This is a genomic window from Sunxiuqinia indica, from assembly GCF_009847015.1.
GTDB lineage: Bacteria > Bacteroidota > Bacteroidia > Bacteroidales > Prolixibacteraceae > Sunxiuqinia > Sunxiuqinia indica.
Window position 1 is genome coordinate 166,484 of the sequence record NZ_WVEM01000001.1, and the last position, 17,102, is coordinate 183,585.

A 17,102-nucleotide genomic window follows, 5' to 3' on the forward strand; every position below is an offset into this window, starting at 1 on the left:
AATTCGAATAAAATGAAACAAAAAACCGTAAAACTCCTATTGCTGATTCTATTTTTGATGCATATCATTGATCAATCAGGATTTGCTCATTTTAAAACAACTTCTGATTCTCCGATTCATATTACTTCGGATGGAAAGTTGGAGTATAAGTTAAATGAAAACGGAGATCGGGTGCCTGACTTTTCTTATTGTGGATTTAATGCTTCGGAAAGTTCCATTCCTAATGTGCCTGTAAAGGTTATCGTGCCGCCATCTGAACACGACGCTACGGTATTAATTCAGTCTGCCATTGATTACGTCTCCGATTTACCGATTGACGAAAACGGTTTTCGCGGAACAGTTCTTTTGGAAAAAGGAACTTACCGAATCGAAGGGAGTCTGAAAATTAGAACTTCAGGTGTTGTGTTAAGAGGCAGTGGTTCTCAGGAGGATGGAACAACCTTGTTAGGAGCAGGAGTTGGTCGCGAAACCTTAATCCAGGTTGCTGGGATAGATAACAAGCAAGGGCTTGACACAACGGAACTGGCAAATCGCTATTTCCCGGTTAATACCAGCGAGTTGTCTTTTGAAGATGGCCATTCTTTTAAAGTTGGAGACCATGTTGTTGTTAACAGACCTTCAACCCAAAAATGGATTGAAAGTATTGGTGCTGATAAAATTGGGATTTATGTGGATTACCCGCTGACCAACTGGGATGTAGGCGATTTCGATTTCAATTGGGATCGAACGGTTGTCGCTGTTACTTCAACCTCAATCCAGCTAGATGCTCCGTTAACCAATTCGATTGATCCTCAGTTTGGTGGCGGAAAAGTAATCAAATATAAATGGGAAGGCCGAATCAGTCATGTCGGAATTGAAAATTTGCGATGCGTTTCAGCGTTTGACGAATCCAATAAAAAAGATGAGAATCATCGTTGGATGGCCATCACAATGGAGAGTATTCAGGATGGATGGGTGCGCAGAGTCGTGGCTGAGAATTTTGTGAGCTCGGCGGTGGCAATTTGGGAAACAGCCGGCCGTATTACGGTTGAAGACTGCAAGTCGCTTTCTCCGGTTGGTGAGATTGGTAACTACAGACGTTATGCATTTCAAACCTTAGGACAGCAAATTCTTTTTCAGCGTTGTTATGCTGAATATGCCTATCATGCTTTTTCAGTAGGGTTTACCACCCCCGGACCAAATGCTTTTGTACAATGTTATTCCTACCTACCCTACAATTTTAGCGGAGCTGTTGGTGGCTGGTCATCGGGTATTTTGTTCGATAAAATGACGATTGACGGAGGCAACATCAATTTTGCCTTTCGCGATGTCGATGGGCAGGGCGGTGGATGGTCCGCTGCGAACTCACTTTGCTGGCAATGCCGGGCAGCTCAAATTCATTTAGATACTCCTCCGCAAGCTCAAAACTGGGCTTTCGCAAGCTGGGCACAGGGTTATGGCAGCGGGCATCATGAGTTACAGCATACTTTTGTGAAACCGGAAAGCATTTATTATGCGCAACTGGAAGCCCGAACCGGCAAAAAGTCGGAAGAGGAGCAAAAGATATTGGTTTATGATTCCGGAGAAACAACAGCCCCAGGTCCCGAATTATCTGCAAGAAACAGTGAACGATCGAAAACTCCTGATCTGACGATGGAGGGGTGGATTGATCAAATGATAGAAGAGTATCCAATTCAAAACGATGTTTCAACGGCTAAACCTTGGACACAAAGCCGCAGCGAAGAATGGGATGATTCCGACAAGTCGGTAATTCCCGCATCAATTACAAATGGATGGATTACCATTGCGGGCGAAGTTGCAACAGGAGGGAGAGACCGCACGTCGCTTTGGCGCGGGTCAACACGTCCGAGCTACGTAAAAAAAGCTATTCCAAATTTAACTCGTTTTGTTCCTGGTCGATATGGGCGAGGATTAACTGATCAGATCGACACGTTGGTTATGGATATGCAAAGGGCCGGGACGCTCGTTCTGATGCATTATCCGAGCTTATGGTACGAACGTCGTCGCGATGATCATGCCCGCACGCGAAGAGCCGATGCAGATGTCTGGGCTCCGTTTTTTGAACAACCTTTTAGCCGAAGTGGCGTTGGCGAAGCTTTCGATCGGCTGAGTAAATACGACTTAGACAAATGGAATCCCTGGTACTGGATGCGACTCAAAAGATTTGCTGATCTGGCTGATCAAAATGGCTTGCTGTTTATTCAGGAACATTATCTACAGCACAACATTATTGAAGAAGGGGCTCATTGGGTTGATTACCCATGGCGATCGGCAAATAATATCAATGAACTGGGCTTTGCTGAAAATCCGCATTATGCAGGCGATAAACGTGTTTATATGGCCGAGGAGTTTTACGATACAACGCACGTGGTTCGTAAAAAATATCATAAGCAATACATCCGAAAAAGCCTCGATGAATTTAAAGACAACACGAACGTGATTCATCATTTAGGATTGGAATACACCGGTCCTTTGCATTTTGTTGAGTTTTGGCTGGATGTTATTGCGGAGTGGGAAAATGAGAACAGCCAAGATGTGCTCGTTATGCTTCCAGGGACAAAGGATGTACAGGATGCGATTTTAGCAGATTCGAAACGCTCAAAAATTGTCGATATTGTTGATGTCATTCAATGGCAATATCGGGATGATGGCAGTTTGTATGCACCAATGGGAGGTGTAAGTTTGGCGCCCCGTCAATACCTGAGGATTATGGATGTCGGTGAAACTTCATTTGATCAGATCTACCGTGCTGTAAGTGAATTCCGACGGTTGTATCCGTCCAAAGCGATGGTGTATTCGCGAAGACATAATAAACTGGAGAATTGGGCCGTATTTATGGGAGGCGGTTCTTTAGAGACGCTCCCTGTGACCGATGATTCTCTTTTGCAAAACGCCATCGAAATGAGCCCTTTGGCAAACAAAAAAGATGATGTTGCTCAATATGCACTAGGCAAGAAAGGTGCAGGCTATATTGTTTATAGTAAGTCTACAGATCTGCAAATTGATTTAACTCATGACTCAACGACTTATCTCGTTAATTGGGTCAATCCTCTGACAGGTGAATTACTGAAAAGTAAAACGGAGATTACAGGCGGAAAGATAATCACCTTAAAAGCTCCTTTTAAAGGGGACGCTGTTTGTTGGCTGAAAATAAAATAACACATACTAAATCATCATCATGAATAGAGGAATTCAGCTTGAAAAACTAATTGTTGTTTTGATCATTATAGGTGGGTTTGCCTTAAATGTAAAAGGGCAAGCGAGATTCAATTCGCTTCCATGGCGAATGAGTACAGCATACAATAAATATCTGATGCGTGAAGTGCATCGTCAATATTCAGGTCGGGAACTCCATTTTAGAGAGGCATCTGCATCAAAGGCTTCTATGATTAAATATCGGGATGAATGTATTGAACGATACAAAAAGATTATTGGTAATTTTCCGGAGGGAGCAGATTTAAATGCCCAAATTATAGGAAGCTCACAGTATGATGGCTTTCGTATTGAAAAAATCATCTTTGAAAGTATTCCCAATCGATTTGTAACCGCCAACATGTACTTGCCGGACGGCGACGGTCCATTTGCGGCGGTGGTTAAACTTTGTGGTCATGGATTGGGTGGTAAAATACCTGCATCGCAAGCAGCGATCCTTTGTGCTAAAAATGGAATAGCCACCTTGGTTGTCGATCCGATTGGGCAGGGCGAACGAATACAGTTTGTGGATGCAGACAGCAAGGCACAAACGCGTGGTGCAACGACCGAACATACCTTGCTGAACAGTGGTGCCAATTTGCTGGGTGCCAGCCTGGCAGCCTATGAGTTTTGGGATAATCACAGGGCTGTGGACTACTTGGTTAGCCGCACGGATATTGATAGAACACGGATTGGTGCGTTTGGTAGTTCGGGCGGCGGTACTCAGGCCAGTTACCTGATTGGGCTGGACGACCGTATACAGGTGGCCACCGTTTGTAGTTACTTCTCAGAAAGGGAAAGGGTGTTGGAATTGGATGGCCCATCCGACGGATGTCAGCACATTCCATACGAAGGAAGGGAACAACTGGAAATCGCTGACTTTGTGTTGATGATGGCTCCAAAGCCGGTGCTCATTATGTCGGGGAAATATGACTTTGTTGACTACTGGGGAGCAACTCAGGCATTTGATGAACTCAAAATGGCCTATACTGCGCTGGGCGTGCCTGAACAAGTTAGTTTATTTACAATTGAAGGCGGGCACGGTATGCCAAAACCTAAACGTGAAGCAATGGTTAGCTGGTTTCGCCGATGGATGTTTCAGGATACGGTAGCGGTGAAAGAGAATGATCAGCCCAATATTCCTGCCGCTGATTTACAATGCACGCCGACAGGGCAAGTTATCACTTCCATCTCTGGCAATGTTTCCATCCCTGAATATCATTTAAAGTTGGCCAAAGGATATGAGTCTGACCGAGACGATTTTCTTTTGAAAGATAAAGCGGAAGTCAGTCAAGAGGTAATGGAAATACTCGGCATCAGTTTGCCCAATGAAGAAATTGAGGTGGAACAAACCGGCTTGATTAAAAGTCGAAATTACAATCTGATCAAGTATCAGATTGTGCGTAGAGGGCAAATGCCCATACCTTGCATCATTGTAAAACCCGAAACAATTGATCCGGAAAGTCCGGTTGTTCTTTATTTGAACGAAGGGGGTAAAAATGAAATTTTGAGCGATGAAACCACCCTCAGTTCATTTGTCAATCAACATCAGATATTGATAGGTGCTGATTTGCGTGGATTTGGCGAAACTGCTGATCCTCTTTCTTTAAACGATACAAAATACTGGAATCGCGAATATCGAAATGCGATGATTAGCATGCATATTGGCAAGCCAATTGTCGGTCAGCGGGTAATTGACATCTTCTCATTGCTTGATTTTTGCAAATCCAACTCTTTGTTGGCCAGTCATCCGGTTCAGCTAAAAGCAAATGGAAGCTACGGGCCTGCTGCTATTCACGCAACGTTTCTTGATTCGCGAATTGAAAATACTGAGGTGTTTAGATCGGTGAAATCATATGTTGAATATCTTGAAAATCCAATGCAACGCGATGTTTATTCAAATGTTTTATATGGTGTTTTGAAGTACTATGATTTAGCTGATTTGATTAAGCTTTCGGATGGACGAACCCGGTTTATTGATTGAAAGACATAAACTCCAAATCGTTATCACGACTATTAAATGATAAAATAAAGCAAAACTAAACGTATACAAAATGAAATGGAATACACTTTTACTTCTGGTAGCTTTGATGGGAACTTGCATTTCTTGCAGCCACTCAAATCAAAAGGAAAAGAATGATCAAATGGAAGAGAGGAGTTATTACGAAAATCCGGTTTTAGGAGGTGATTATCCTGATCCGTCAGTTGTTCGGGCGGGCGATGATTTTTACATGACTCATTCATCATTTGATTATTATCCGGGATTGTTAGTCTGGCATTCAACAGATCTGGTCCATTGGAAAAGAATCAGTCATGCGCTGACAGAATATGTCGGCTCGGTTTGGGCGCCGGATCTGATTAAACATGGTGATTTGTATTACATCTACTTCCCGGCAGGTGGCACGAATTGGGTAGTCACAGCCGAAAATCCAGAAGGTACATGGTCAGATCCAGTCGATTTGAAATTGCCTGGCTTTATCGATCCTGGTCATGTGGTTGATGAAGACGGTAATCGTTATTTATACTTGTCAAAGGGCTACATTGTAAAGCTCACCGATGATGGTTTAGCCACTGATGGTGATCCGGTTCATAATTACGATGGCTGGGAGTTTCCCAAAAGCTGGAGTACCGAGTGCTTTTGCCTGGAGTCCCCAAAGTCAACCGTGCGCAATGGCTACTATTACCTGACAGTTGCCGAGGGCGGTACAGCAGGACCTGCAACATCTCATATGGTTGTTTCTGCTCGTTCAAAATCGCCCTATGGTCCATTTGAAAATTCACCTTATAACCCCATTGTACATACCGAAAGCCGGAATGAACGCTGGTGGAGCCAGGGACATGGCACGTTAGTTGATGATGTGGACGGAAACTGGTGGATCATGTATCACGGTTACGAAAAGCATTTTCATACGTTAGGACGCCAAACACTGATGCTCCCAATTGATTGGACGGAAGATGACTGGTTCCGGGTTCCAGAAGGAATTCACAGCAGCGATTCGATCGCAGTTCCCGCAGGCAAAGAGTCGGTGAATGAGATTGGTCTTTCAGATGATTTCTCAGGCGACGAACTCGGTTTGCAATGGCAGTTCTTCAAATTTTATGAGCCCAACCGAGTAACAGTAAAAGAAGGTGAGTTAATACTGCGAGCCGAGGGAAACTCGTTTGATGAAAGTTCCCCTTTACTTGTCAATTCATCCGATCGTAAATATGAAGTTCAAGTTGAATATACAATCGATGATGGCGTGACAGCAGGCCTGTGCTTGTTTTATAATGAAAAAGGGAATATGCGTATTGCTGTAAATTCAGAAGAATTCACTGTGTATAATCAGAAAGCAAGAAAAATTAGGGAACAAAATGAGTTAGGAGACCATGGTTATTTGCGTATTCTTAATGATGGTAACGAAGTGAGCTTTTATTTCAGTGCCGACGGAAAAGATTGGAGGAGGGTTGAGCGCACCATTGAAGCCAGTGGTTTTAATCACAACGTATTTGGTGAGTTTCTTAGTCTTCGTGCAGGAGTATATGCATTTGGAGAAGGTCTGGTGCGGTTTGACAATTTTGTCTATCAAAAACTTTAGGAGGAGAAATACATGAAAAATTTAGTGTTTATTTTATTAATAATTGCAAGTGCGTCTTGTGCTACAGGGCAAGCTAAGGAAGAGAAAGTTGCTTTTGATCTGAGACCTTTCCGAAGTAGCTCAGGCCATTGGCATGGGATAAAGGATGATGGAAACATCATCAATCCATTGCCTGACCAGAAACGCTATGAAGAAACAAAAATTACGGAAATTGCGGACAATATGCTGCTTTATCAGCGAAATAACGGAGGTTGGCCTAAAAACTATGACATGCAGGCTATTTTGACTCTGGAGCAAAAAGAACGCTTGTTGGAGACCAAAGATGAATTACATACCACGTTTGATAATGGAACATCGTATACGCAAGTAGATTACCTGGCAAAAGTTTACACTAAAACGGGGATTGAAAAGTACAAAGAGGCCAGTTTGAAAGGTTTTCAGTTTATTCTGGACGCTCAATATGAAAACGGAGGCTGGCCCCAGTATTATCCTTTGCAGGATAATTACAGCCGACGTATTACATTTAATGATGGCGCTTATCTTGGGATTATGAACCTGCTAAAAAAAGTAAAGAATCATGACTCGGATTTTGAATTTATTGATGATTCTACGAGAGATAAAATCGAAATGGCCTATCAAAAAGGAATCGACTGCATTCTGGGTTGTCAAATTGTAGATCAAGGCAGGCTGACCGCCTGGTGCCAACAACACGACGAGGTGACTTTGAAGCCAGCCTGGGCCCGTGCTTTTGAACCACCTTCTATCTGCAATGGCGAAAGTGTTTCGATTGTGCTTTTATTGATGAATATTGAAAATCCTGATCAGGAGGTTATTGATGCAATTCAGGGAGCTATAAAATGGTTCGAAGATTCAAAGATCTATAATACGCGCATCGAAACATTTGATGCACCCAAGATGGAGTCAAAGTATAAGACCATCACAAAAGATCGCAGGGTCGTGCACGATCCAACTGCTCCACCTGTTTGGACGCGCTATTATGAGCTGGAAACAGAGCGACCCTTGTTTTGCGACAGAAATAGTGAGTTCCTTTATTCCATGGCTGAAGTAAGTCGCGAACGACGTGTTGGATACGGGTGGTATACCGATGCACCACAACGTGCTTTAAACAAGTATCCGAAATGGCTTGAGCGAATCGGAAATTCCGAAAATGTGCTAGCGGAATAAATCTAGGGTGTTATTTTTAAAATAATGCCATTTATTGAGAGGGCTTCATCATTGACATATCTCAATAGTGAATAATTAAAGTTCATCCGATCCAGGGTGAACTTTTTTTGTGTGTTGATAATAAGGTAGATAGTTGATTTCAAGAAACATAATACTTGTTAACAAGTGTAACTATTTAGAACCTTGTTAAATTCACTCTATGTATGTGTAATCTGGCTTTTCCTTAATAAATTTGGAATCAATTGAAAAACCAACTTTTAAGCAATGAAAAATCAACTAACTCTATTTCTTATTCTGTTTCTTTTTAGTGTTTCAAGTTTTGCTCAGCAGCCAACTCGTTGGAGAGGTGAAAATTCAGAAGCGAAGTATCCTGTACCTGATTTATTAGCAGAATGGCCTGCTGAAGGTTCCGAAATTCTTTGGCACTACGATGAACTGGGCGACGGTTTTTCCAGTCCGGCTTTTGCTAATGGCAAAATCTACTGTACCGGAATGGAGGATGAAACAGGCTATTTGAACATTTTTGATGAGAATGGAACTTTTGAAAAGAAAATCAAATATGGTAAAGAGTTTGACGTAAACTATCCCGGAACACGTCCAACACCGACAATTGTTGGTGATTTGGCATATATATCCACAGGATATGGAGAGTTGGTATGCCTGAACCTAACATCAGGAACCGTAAAGTGGAGTAAAAAGATCGATGATGATTTTGGTTCTGAAAATCTTCGTTTTGGATTTACGGAGTCGGTTATTATTGACGGAGATAAAGTTTATTTCACTCCGGGAGGGAAAGAGTTTAATTTTGTCGCTCTTAATCGAATGACCGGAGATTTGATCTGGAAAAGCGCGGGTAAAGGTAAGCTTTCTGCATATTGTTCCCCAAAATTAGTACAACTGCCTGAACGTAAAATATTAGTTAATCACACTGCTGATTTTATTGTTGCGGTGGATGCGAAAGACGGAAAGCTACTTTGGAGCTATCCACATCCGAACCAATATAATATTCATCCCAACACGCCAATTTACCAAGATGGAGCACTTTTTTGTTTTAGCGGTTACGGGCAGGGTTGTGTTAAACTGGATTTAAGTGAGGACGGAACATCCGTGACGAAAGCATGGAGTACTGAAAAAATGGACAACCAAATGGGAGGTGCCATGATTGTAGATGGCCATGTCTATGGTTCAGGGCATAAGTCACGTGGATGGTATTGTTTGGATTACCAAACAGGTGAAGAAAAATGGAATTCAACAGAAATTGGGAATGGCGTAATAATTATGGCTGCCGATAAATTCATTTTATATTCTGATCGCGGCCAACTGGCATTGGTTAATCCAAGTACTGAAAAACTGGATCTAATTTCTGAAACTAAAGTTGAGCTTGGCTCGGCACAACATTGGGCTCATCCGGTGGTGCACAACGGCATTTTGTATGTTCGTCATGGAAAATCATTGATCGCATATAAGATATAAAGCCGATCTCCTGGAATTTGGGGAGACTGACAAAAACTTAAAAAACAGACATGAGGAAAATACTTGTCATTCAAATGGCGCTGTTGCTTAGTTTGGTTGTGAATGCCCAGATCTACCAATTCCGCGGGCCAACCCGGGATGGTAAATTCCCCGAAAATTCGCTACTCAAAGAGTGGCCGGAAACTGGACCCGAGCTATTGCTCGAATTTGAGGGCATTGGGAAAGGGTTTTCTTCGGTCATTTCTAATGGGGACTACATTTATGTCTCGGGTATGATTGATACGCTGGACTACCTGACGTGTATCGATTTTGAAGGCAATCAGAAATGGCAGGTAGCCTATGGCGAATCCTGGAAAAAGTCATTCTCTGACACTAGAAGTACACCAACCAATGAAGACGATCGTATTTATGTTATCAGTGGTGTTGGAGAGCTGGTTTGTCTGGATGCAGAAACGGGTGAAATCAACTGGAAAGTAAATGTTGATCGCGACTACCATGCCGAATGGCACATTTGGGGCGTTGCTGAATCTCCCCTGATTGTTGATGATAAAGTGATTTGTATGCCGGGAGGAAACGAAACTTCGGTCGTTGCTTTTGATAAGATGACCGGAGAGGAAGTCTGGAAAACAGAGAGTGTTGGTGGACAACGTGCTTATGCTTCAGCAACAACGATCGATTACAACGGACAACGATACGTGCTGGCTGTTACCGCTACTCATCTCATTGCCCTCGATCCGTCAAATGGTGAAGTGAAAATGACGTATAAATACTACGAGCATGATAAATGGTCGGATCAACCAGGTTTGATTTGGACGAACATCCCTTTAGTTAAAGGCGACGAGATATTCCTGTCAATGGGATATGATTATCCAGCTAAAATGTTGAGGGTAAATGCGGATTTCTCAGCTTTTGAAGAAGTTTATACCGATACGATTTTTGATAATCATCACCACGGGATGATTGAACTGGATGGTTACATTTACGGATCGAATTGGGAAAATAACCGAAAGGGGAATTGGTTGTGCAAAAATTGGAAAACGGGTGACATCGTATATGATACTTCCTGGAATACGAAAGGTAGCATGATATATTCTGATGGCCTGCTTTATATTTATGAAGAACAGCGGGGAAATGTTGCCTTGGTAGAACCTGCCCCATCTGGTTTTAAGGTTATCAGTTCCTTTCGAATAGAGAAAGGAGCAGGTCCGCATTGGGCGCATCCCTTTATCAATAATGGTAAACTTTTTCTTCGGCATGGCGACGTGCTGATGGTATATAATATTAAAGCTTAAAGGTGAAGAGAATTCTTATCAATTCTTTGGTCGGATTAGTGGCAATAGTTGGATTGGGAGCTTTTGTCTTTTGGTTGTCGAAAAACCCGACTGATGATTTTCAGGCTAGCTTGCCCGGAGCAGACAACCGCCAAGCCGGAAATTTGATCCAGGAGATTATCCGCATAGGAGAAAATTTTAACTTTTTTGGAAACGATGCTCCTGATATGAACGGCACCTGGTCAAGATTTCGGGGAGAAAATTTTGATAATATTGTTTCGGAAGAACAAAATCTGAAAAACTCATGGTCTGCTGAAGAACCTGAAATTTTATGGTCTGTCGAACTGGGAGAGGGGCATGCAGGACCGGCCATTTATAAAGGTAAGGTCTACTTGCTTGATTACGACGAGGAAGCGCGGGAAGATGCGCTTCGTTGCTTTTCTCTGGCTGATGGTCAGGAAATCTGGCGCCGTTCCTACGGCGTACATGTTAAACGAAATCACGGAATGTCCCGAACCGTTCCAACAGTAACTGAAGATCATGTGGTCACAATTGGACCAAGATGTCACGTGATGTGCGTTGAGCGAGAGTCTGGTGATTTTTTATGGGGCCTCGACTTGGTGACGGAATACGGAACGGAGATTCCGCAATGGTACACCGCTCAGTGTCCGCTGGTTGACGGTGATAAAGTTATCCTGGCTCCGGGAGGAAGTACCATCATGATGGCAGTTGATATTCATACCGGTGAAAAGCTGTGGGAATGTCCGAATACGATGCGTTGGAAAATGTCCCATTCTTCGATCGTTCCCATGAATTTTAATGGCCGGAAGATGTATGTGTACAGCGCTGATGGCGGCGTTTGTGGTATTGCTGCAGATGGCGAAGACGAAGGAACAGTTTTATGGCAATCCAATGCATGGAACCATTCAGTAGTTGCTCCTTCTCCCGTTATTTTTGAAGATGGACGTATTTTCCTGACAGCTGGTTATGGAGCCGGTGGGATGATGATTCGGATCGTTCCTCAGGGCGACCGGTTCGAAGTCGAAGTGCTGGCCGAATATCAACCGAAGGAAGGGCTGGCTTGTGAGCAGCAAACGCCAATTGTTTGGCAGGGGCATCTATTTGGTATCCTGCCCAAAGATGGCGGAGCCAACCGGAACCAGTTAGTCTGTGTCAGTCCTGACGATGTTCAGACGATGGTTTGGACTTCAGGTAAGGAAGCGCGCTTTGGATTGGGACCATATATCATTGCTGATGAGAAAATGTACATTCTGGATGACGATGGAACATTAACGATGATTAGGCCTGATACATCACGATACATTCAACTGGCCAAGAAAAAGATTTTAGACGGACATGATGCTTGGGGGCCCCTGGCAATTGCGGATGGAAGGCTGTTGATGCGCGATTCAAAAACAATGGTGTGTTTAGATATTAGTGAGTAAATAAAATGCTGGTTAAAATTAGAATGATATAACAAATGAAACACCGCAGGTTCATAAATACTATCCTGATGATAATGGCAATTGGTATTGCCATTATCATTGTTCGTGATTTCGTTATCAATCGCGGTGGAAAGAATATCGATAATCCATATGCGTTCGACGTCAGTGAATACACAAAAGTTGATCCTTCTGAAATTATTTACAGGGAAGAGAAGGTGTTGCAATTAAAGGTTGATGAACCAAAAGGAATTGACTTTTACGGCGGTGATATTTACGTTGTTGCGGATAGTAGCTTGCTTAAAATGAACGTTAACGGACAACTTCTTCAGGAAATTAAATTGGGCGATACCCCAACGGCAATCAATGTTAATGGACAAATTTGGCTAGCCTTTAAAAACCAAATTGCCTGTTTGGATGAAAATGGCAAGGAATTGCAGCGCTGGCCCGATTTCGGCCCTCGCTCAGTCATTACTTCACTTGCTGTGTCGCCCGAATTTGTGTATGTGGCCGATGCAGGGAATCGGTTGGTTTATCAATATACATATGAAGGGAAATTGATTCGTGAGATTGGCGCTAAGGACGAGCAAAAAGCAGTTCCCGGTTTCATCATTCCCAGCCCTTACTTTGATATCGATTTAAATGAAGAAGGCTATTTATGGGCTGTTGACCCTGGTCGACATAGCTTGGAAAATTTCAATGCCGATGGTTCGTTGAGAACTTCCTGGACGATTTCTTCGGTGAAAACTGAAGGCTTTAGTGGTTGTTGTAATCCGGCGCACATGGCTATTATGGCCGAAGATAAATTTATAACCAGCGAAAAAGGAATTGTCCGGGTGAAAATCTACGATCAACATGGAGAATATATTGGTGTGGTGGCTGCACCAAACCAATTTAATGAGGTTTCGCATGCGCCGGATGTTTGTGTATCTGATGATGGGAAAGTGATTCTACTGGACTTTAGCAGGAAACAGGTGCGTATGTTTACACCAAAAGAAAACAACTGATGAAACGAAAAGAGTTTATACAAAAAAGCTTGCGGTTGGGCGTTCTTACCGGACTTGTTGGAGGATCGGTTTTTTTAATCAAGCGCAACAACATTGACTTTACTTGTTCGGTAGATGGTGTTTGTAAATCATGCTCGGTATACAGCGGGTGTGATTTGGATAAAGCAAAAGAAAGCAGAAAAGATGAGCGATAAGAAAAAGGGAAAACAACCCAGCCGACGTGAATTCATCCAGAAAGGAATGCGAATGACTTTGGGAGCATCGCTGGCCGGGGTGGCTGGTTTTGCCGCATTGAAAGTTAGCGCTGACGATTATGTGTGGCAGCTCGATCCGTTTAAATGCGTGTACTGTGGTCGTTGTGCAGACTATTGTGTGGTGACTCCATCGGCAGTGAAATGCGTGCATGCTTTCGATTTGTGCGGTTATTGTGATTTGTGTGGTGGTTACCTCAAACCCGATGCGAATGCCCGGTCAACAGCGGCGGAGAATCAGCTTTGCCCAACTGCTGCCATCCAGCGTAAATTTGTTGAGGATCCTTATTTTGAGTATCAGATTGATGAAGAATTGTGCATTGGCTGTGCCAAGTGCGTCGAAGGTTGTACATCATTCGGTAATGGATCGCTCCATTTGCAGGTGCGTCATGATCTGTGTGTGAATTGCAACGAATGTTCCATAGCCCGTGTTTGTCCGGCTGATGCTTTCGAGCGGGTGCCAGCCAGTAGCCCCTATAAAATCAAAGGTGACTTTGCAACTGGAAGTGATAAAAATAAGCCCGCCTAAACGAAGAAACATGAACCGAATTTCTAAGATACTTTTCACTCTCTCAGCTTTCTTAATCAGCTTGCCGGTATGGGCGCAGCAGCGTTTCCCGAAACCGGAATTTGAAACGGGCTACACGCAGCCGTCAACGACACAGCCCTTGCCTAGGGCACTTTTTCTTGAATACCTGGATGTGTTTGTATTGGTTGCTGCCTTGGTCATCGCAACATGGTTTGTTGTTAAAAAACGATCAAGGCTCGGAGTGATGTGGACTTCCGTTTTTGCTTTGCTTTATTTTGGCTTTTTTCGCGAAGGGTGCATTTGTGCCATTGGAGCGATTCAAAATGTGACCTTGGCCATATTTGATCCGACCTATGTGCTGCCGTTTACGGCTCTGGCTTTTTTCGTTATTCCGTTGGTGGTAACGCTTTTTTATGGAAGAACCTTTTGTGCTGGCGTTTGTCCGCTGGGTGCTATTCAGGATTTGGTCGCGTTTCGGCCGATAGAAATTCCTAAATGGTTACAAAAAATATTGGGGATGATTCCCTATCTGTACTTAGGATTAGCCATATTATATGCTGCTACCCGGTCTGAGTTTCTGATTTGCCGCTATGATCCGTTTATCGGCATCTTCCGTTTCGATGCTGAATTTCAAATGTTGCTGCTTGGCGGATTATTTCTGCTTGTTGGAATTTTCATTGCCCGTCCCTATTGCCGTTTTTTCTGTCCGTATGGCGTTTTGCTGGGATGGATGTCGACTTTCTCAAAAAAGCACATGACCATTACACCATCAAATTGCATTCAATGTAAGTTGTGTGCTAATTCGTGCCCCTATGGAGTGATTGAAGAACCGGTTGAAGAACAGGGAAGCCGCCGTTCAAATGTGCAAAGGCTGATGACCTACCTGTTTTTTATTCCTCTATGGATCGGAATCGGAGGATTAGCCGGATCAATGTTGCATGGGCCTTTATCCAAATTCAATACAAAAGTGTATTTGGCTGAGCAGTTGGTGGAAAACCCGGAGTTAAAGCAAGATCCTGACTATTTGGATGCCCGTGCGTTTGTGCAATCAGGGGAATCAATGGATGAGCTTGTAAAAGAAGCCCGCGAAATCAGAAGTCAATTTTACTGGGGGGGCTGGATTTTAGGAGGATTTATGGGGCTGGTAGTTGGACTAACATTGCTGAAATTAGCCTCGCATCGAAACCGTCATGATTACGAACCCGATAAAACCAATTGTTTAAGCTGTGGACGATGCATGGATTATTGTCCGGTGAAGAACTAAAACCATGGAAAACAAAATGAATTGGACGATAAAAGATAAAATGAACCTGGCGAAAGGCATTGCCTGGATTGCCGCTCTTTTTAGTTTGGTTGTGAGCGTAATGCTAATTGCTAATTACTTGCAACTGAAGTCGGTTGATCCATTGGAAAGCCCTGCTTTGCAAGCGTTAGTAGAGCAATTGCATGATAACCCGAACGATGATGTGCTGAAGGAGAATATACGCGCGCTGGATTTGCTGATACGCAAAGCTTACTTTTCGAGCCAATGGCAGATTCGAACAGGTGCCTACCTGTTAATCTTTAGCGTGTTGGTTTTTGTGTTAGCTGTCCGGTATCAGAAATCGCTTCGGTCTGAACTGGAAGAGCTGGAGAGCATTGAAAAGGATGCTTTTCTTGATAAGCAGTTAGCTCGAAAATGGTTGGTTTATTCTGGCTTGGGACTTTTCGTTCTGGCCCTGTTATCCGGCTTCCTGTCGGATGATCTGTTGAGTTCGTATGAACCGACGGGAGCTTTAGCCGAGAATCAGGCGGCATCTGGTGTCGAAGTCATCGATGTGCAACCTGTCGCAGTGGTTAACCAAACTGAAAAGGAAACGGGAGGCGAAGAAAAAGAGGTTGAAGCGGACGCAGAAGATACCAACAATCAGGCTGCAGAACCTTCAGTGGACGCGAAAGCCACGACGGAAGACGCAGGCGCAAAGGGTGAAATGAAGGAAAAGCCTGTTTTAGCAACGGCAAAGGCTGCCATCCCGACTAAAGAACAATTTCGACAAAACTATCCATTTTTCCGCGGGCCAGACGGAGATGGTATCACCTATAAAACGAATGTCCCTGAAAAGTTTGATGCCGCATCTGGCGAGAACGTGCTTTGGAAAGTTCAGGTGCCTAAACACGGGTACAATTCACCTATCGTTTGGGGTGATAAGTTATTTGTCAGTGGAGCTGACAAGGAGTCTCGAGAGGTGTATTGTTACAATACCGCAACCGGTCAATTGCTGTGGCAGACCAAAGCCGACCAAATACCAGGATCACCGGCTAAAACTCCGAATGTGACGGAAGATACCGGTTTAGCTGCTCCAACCCTGGCTACAAATGGAAATGCTGTTTTTGCCATTTTTGGAACAGGCGACCTGATAGCGCTGGACATGGAAGGCAAACGTCGTTGGGCAAAAAACCTGGGTGTGCCGGATAACCACTACGGTCATTCATCTTCGCTCATTATATACAAAGACAAATTGATCGTTCAGTATGATACCAATCGGGGTTCCAAAGTGATGGCGTTAAGCACTGCTGACGGTTCTTCTCAATGGGAAACGGTTCGCGATGTCAATATCTCATGGGCTTCCCCGGTATTGGCTGAAGTAGATGGGAAAGATCAGCTGATTTTAAATGCAGAACCGTTGGTTGCCGGTTACGATCCGGAAACCGGAAAAGAACTATGGACGGTGGAATGTATGATGGGAGAAGTTGGCCCGTCGGTAGGCTATTCAAATGGAATGGTCTATGCGGCCAATGAATATGCCACTCTGGCTGCGATCAAGGTGGGAGCCTCGGCTGAAATTGTTTGGGAAGACAGCGAATACTTGCCGGAAGTAGCCAGCCCGCTGGCTGTTGATGGCTTCCTGATTATTGCCACAAGCTATGGGGTAGTAGCATGCTACGACGCGAAAGAAGGCACCAAATATTGGGAACAGGAATATGGAGATGGGATTTATGCGTCACCTGTTTATGCTGATGGAAAAGTGTACCTGATGGATATGGGAGGTAATCTGCATGTGTTTAAATTAGGAAAAGAATTCCAATTGGTTGCCGAGTCTTCTTTGGGTGAGAAATCAGTATGCCCACCGGTTTTTGCGCAAGGCAAAATGTTTTTACGCGGATTTGATCATTTGTATTGCATCGGAAAATAAC

At 43.6% G+C, this 17,102-nt stretch carries 12 protein-coding genes; all 12 read left to right on the forward strand.

From position 1 onward, the window contains the following. Positions 1-12 precede the first annotated feature (12 nt). The 12 genes from GR929_RS00670 (at position 13) to GR929_RS00725 (ending at position 17,101) form a co-directional block, all read left to right on the forward strand. Positions 13-3,159 carry a DUF6298 domain-containing protein gene (locus GR929_RS00670; protein WP_201300865.1) on the forward strand — a complete coding sequence of 1,049 codons (3,147 nt, stop codon included), beginning with the start codon at positions 13-15 and terminating at the stop codon, positions 3,157-3,159. 19 nt (positions 3,160-3,178) lie between these two features. After that, a complete protein-coding gene (locus GR929_RS00675; RefSeq protein ID WP_159516986.1) occupies positions 3,179-5,176 on the forward strand; it encodes an alpha/beta hydrolase family protein in 1,998 nt (665 codons plus the stop codon). A 70-nt stretch (positions 5,177-5,246) separates the two neighbouring features. Continuing rightward, entirely contained in the window at positions 5,247-6,770 is a 1,524-nt protein-coding gene (locus tag GR929_RS00680; RefSeq protein WP_201300866.1) for a family 43 glycosylhydrolase, read from the forward strand. A 12-nt stretch (positions 6,771-6,782) separates the two neighbouring features. After that, positions 6,783-7,955: a pectate lyase gene (pelA, locus tag GR929_RS00685; protein WP_159516987.1), complete on the forward strand. Its 1,173-nt coding sequence runs from the start codon at positions 6,783-6,785 to the stop codon at positions 7,953-7,955. Between the two features lie 264 nt (positions 7,956-8,219). Then, complete coding sequence (locus GR929_RS00690; RefSeq protein WP_159516988.1) at positions 8,220-9,428, forward strand: outer membrane protein assembly factor BamB family protein; 1,209 nt, start codon at positions 8,220-8,222, stop codon at positions 9,426-9,428. Positions 9,429-9,478: 50 nt separating this feature from the next. Then, entirely contained in the window at positions 9,479-10,720 is a 1,242-nt protein-coding gene (locus GR929_RS00695) for a PQQ-binding-like beta-propeller repeat protein (RefSeq protein WP_159516989.1), read from the forward strand. 2 nt (positions 10,721-10,722) lie between these two features. After that, the gene (locus GR929_RS00700; protein WP_159516990.1) at positions 10,723-12,144 is read left to right on the forward strand and encodes an outer membrane protein assembly factor BamB family protein; all 1,422 of its coding nucleotides are present in this window, start codon (positions 10,723-10,725) and stop codon (positions 12,142-12,144) included. 68 nt (positions 12,145-12,212) lie between these two features. Next, the gene (locus GR929_RS00705; protein WP_159516991.1) at positions 12,213-13,148 is read left to right on the forward strand and encodes an NHL repeat-containing protein; all 936 of its coding nucleotides are present in this window, start codon (positions 12,213-12,215) and stop codon (positions 13,146-13,148) included. Next, positions 13,148-13,342 carry a hypothetical protein gene (locus GR929_RS00710; RefSeq protein ID WP_159516992.1) on the forward strand — a complete coding sequence of 65 codons (195 nt, stop codon included), beginning with the start codon at positions 13,148-13,150 and terminating at the stop codon, positions 13,340-13,342. The genes GR929_RS00705 and GR929_RS00710 overlap by 1 nt, the downstream gene beginning before the upstream one ends. Then, complete coding sequence (locus GR929_RS00715; protein ID WP_159516993.1) at positions 13,332-13,928, forward strand: 4Fe-4S dicluster domain-containing protein; 597 nt, start codon at positions 13,332-13,334, stop codon at positions 13,926-13,928. The genes GR929_RS00710 and GR929_RS00715 overlap by 11 nt, the downstream gene beginning before the upstream one ends. A gap of 10 nt (positions 13,929-13,938) precedes the next feature. Continuing rightward, positions 13,939-15,192 (forward strand): 4Fe-4S binding protein, encoded by a 1,254-nt coding sequence (locus tag GR929_RS00720; protein ID WP_159516994.1) that lies wholly within the window; start codon positions 13,939-13,941, stop codon positions 15,190-15,192. Between the two features lie 4 nt (positions 15,193-15,196). Beyond that, positions 15,197-17,101 (forward strand): outer membrane protein assembly factor BamB family protein, encoded by a 1,905-nt coding sequence (locus GR929_RS00725; RefSeq protein WP_159516995.1) that lies wholly within the window; start codon positions 15,197-15,199, stop codon positions 17,099-17,101. The last annotated feature ends 1 nt before the right edge of the window (position 17,102 follow it).

Bases quoted from the DNA above. Each gene is read 5' to 3' on its own strand.
- GR929_RS00670 (WP_201300865.1), top strand. From the start codon at position 13: ATGAAACAAAAAACCGTAAAACTCCTATTGCTGATTCTATTTTTGATG.
- GR929_RS00675 (WP_159516986.1), top strand. From the start codon at position 3,179: ATGAATAGAGGAATTCAGCTTGAAAAACTAATTGTTGTTTTGATCATT.
- GR929_RS00680 (WP_201300866.1), top strand. From the start codon at position 5,247: ATGAAATGGAATACACTTTTACTTCTGGTAGCTTTGATGGGAACTTGC.
- pelA (WP_159516987.1), top strand. From the start codon at position 6,783: ATGAAAAATTTAGTGTTTATTTTATTAATAATTGCAAGTGCGTCTTGT.
- GR929_RS00690 (WP_159516988.1), top strand. From the start codon at position 8,220: ATGAAAAATCAACTAACTCTATTTCTTATTCTGTTTCTTTTTAGTGTT.
- GR929_RS00695 (WP_159516989.1), top strand. From the start codon at position 9,479: ATGAGGAAAATACTTGTCATTCAAATGGCGCTGTTGCTTAGTTTGGTT.
- GR929_RS00705 (WP_159516991.1), top strand. From the start codon at position 12,213: ATGATAATGGCAATTGGTATTGCCATTATCATTGTTCGTGATTTCGTT.
- GR929_RS00710 (WP_159516992.1), top strand. From the start codon at position 13,148: ATGAAACGAAAAGAGTTTATACAAAAAAGCTTGCGGTTGGGCGTTCTT.
- GR929_RS00715 (WP_159516993.1), top strand. From the start codon at position 13,332: ATGAGCGATAAGAAAAAGGGAAAACAACCCAGCCGACGTGAATTCATC.
- GR929_RS00720 (WP_159516994.1), top strand. From the start codon at position 13,939: ATGAACCGAATTTCTAAGATACTTTTCACTCTCTCAGCTTTCTTAATC.
- GR929_RS00725 (WP_159516995.1), top strand. From the start codon at position 15,197: ATGGAAAACAAAATGAATTGGACGATAAAAGATAAAATGAACCTGGCG.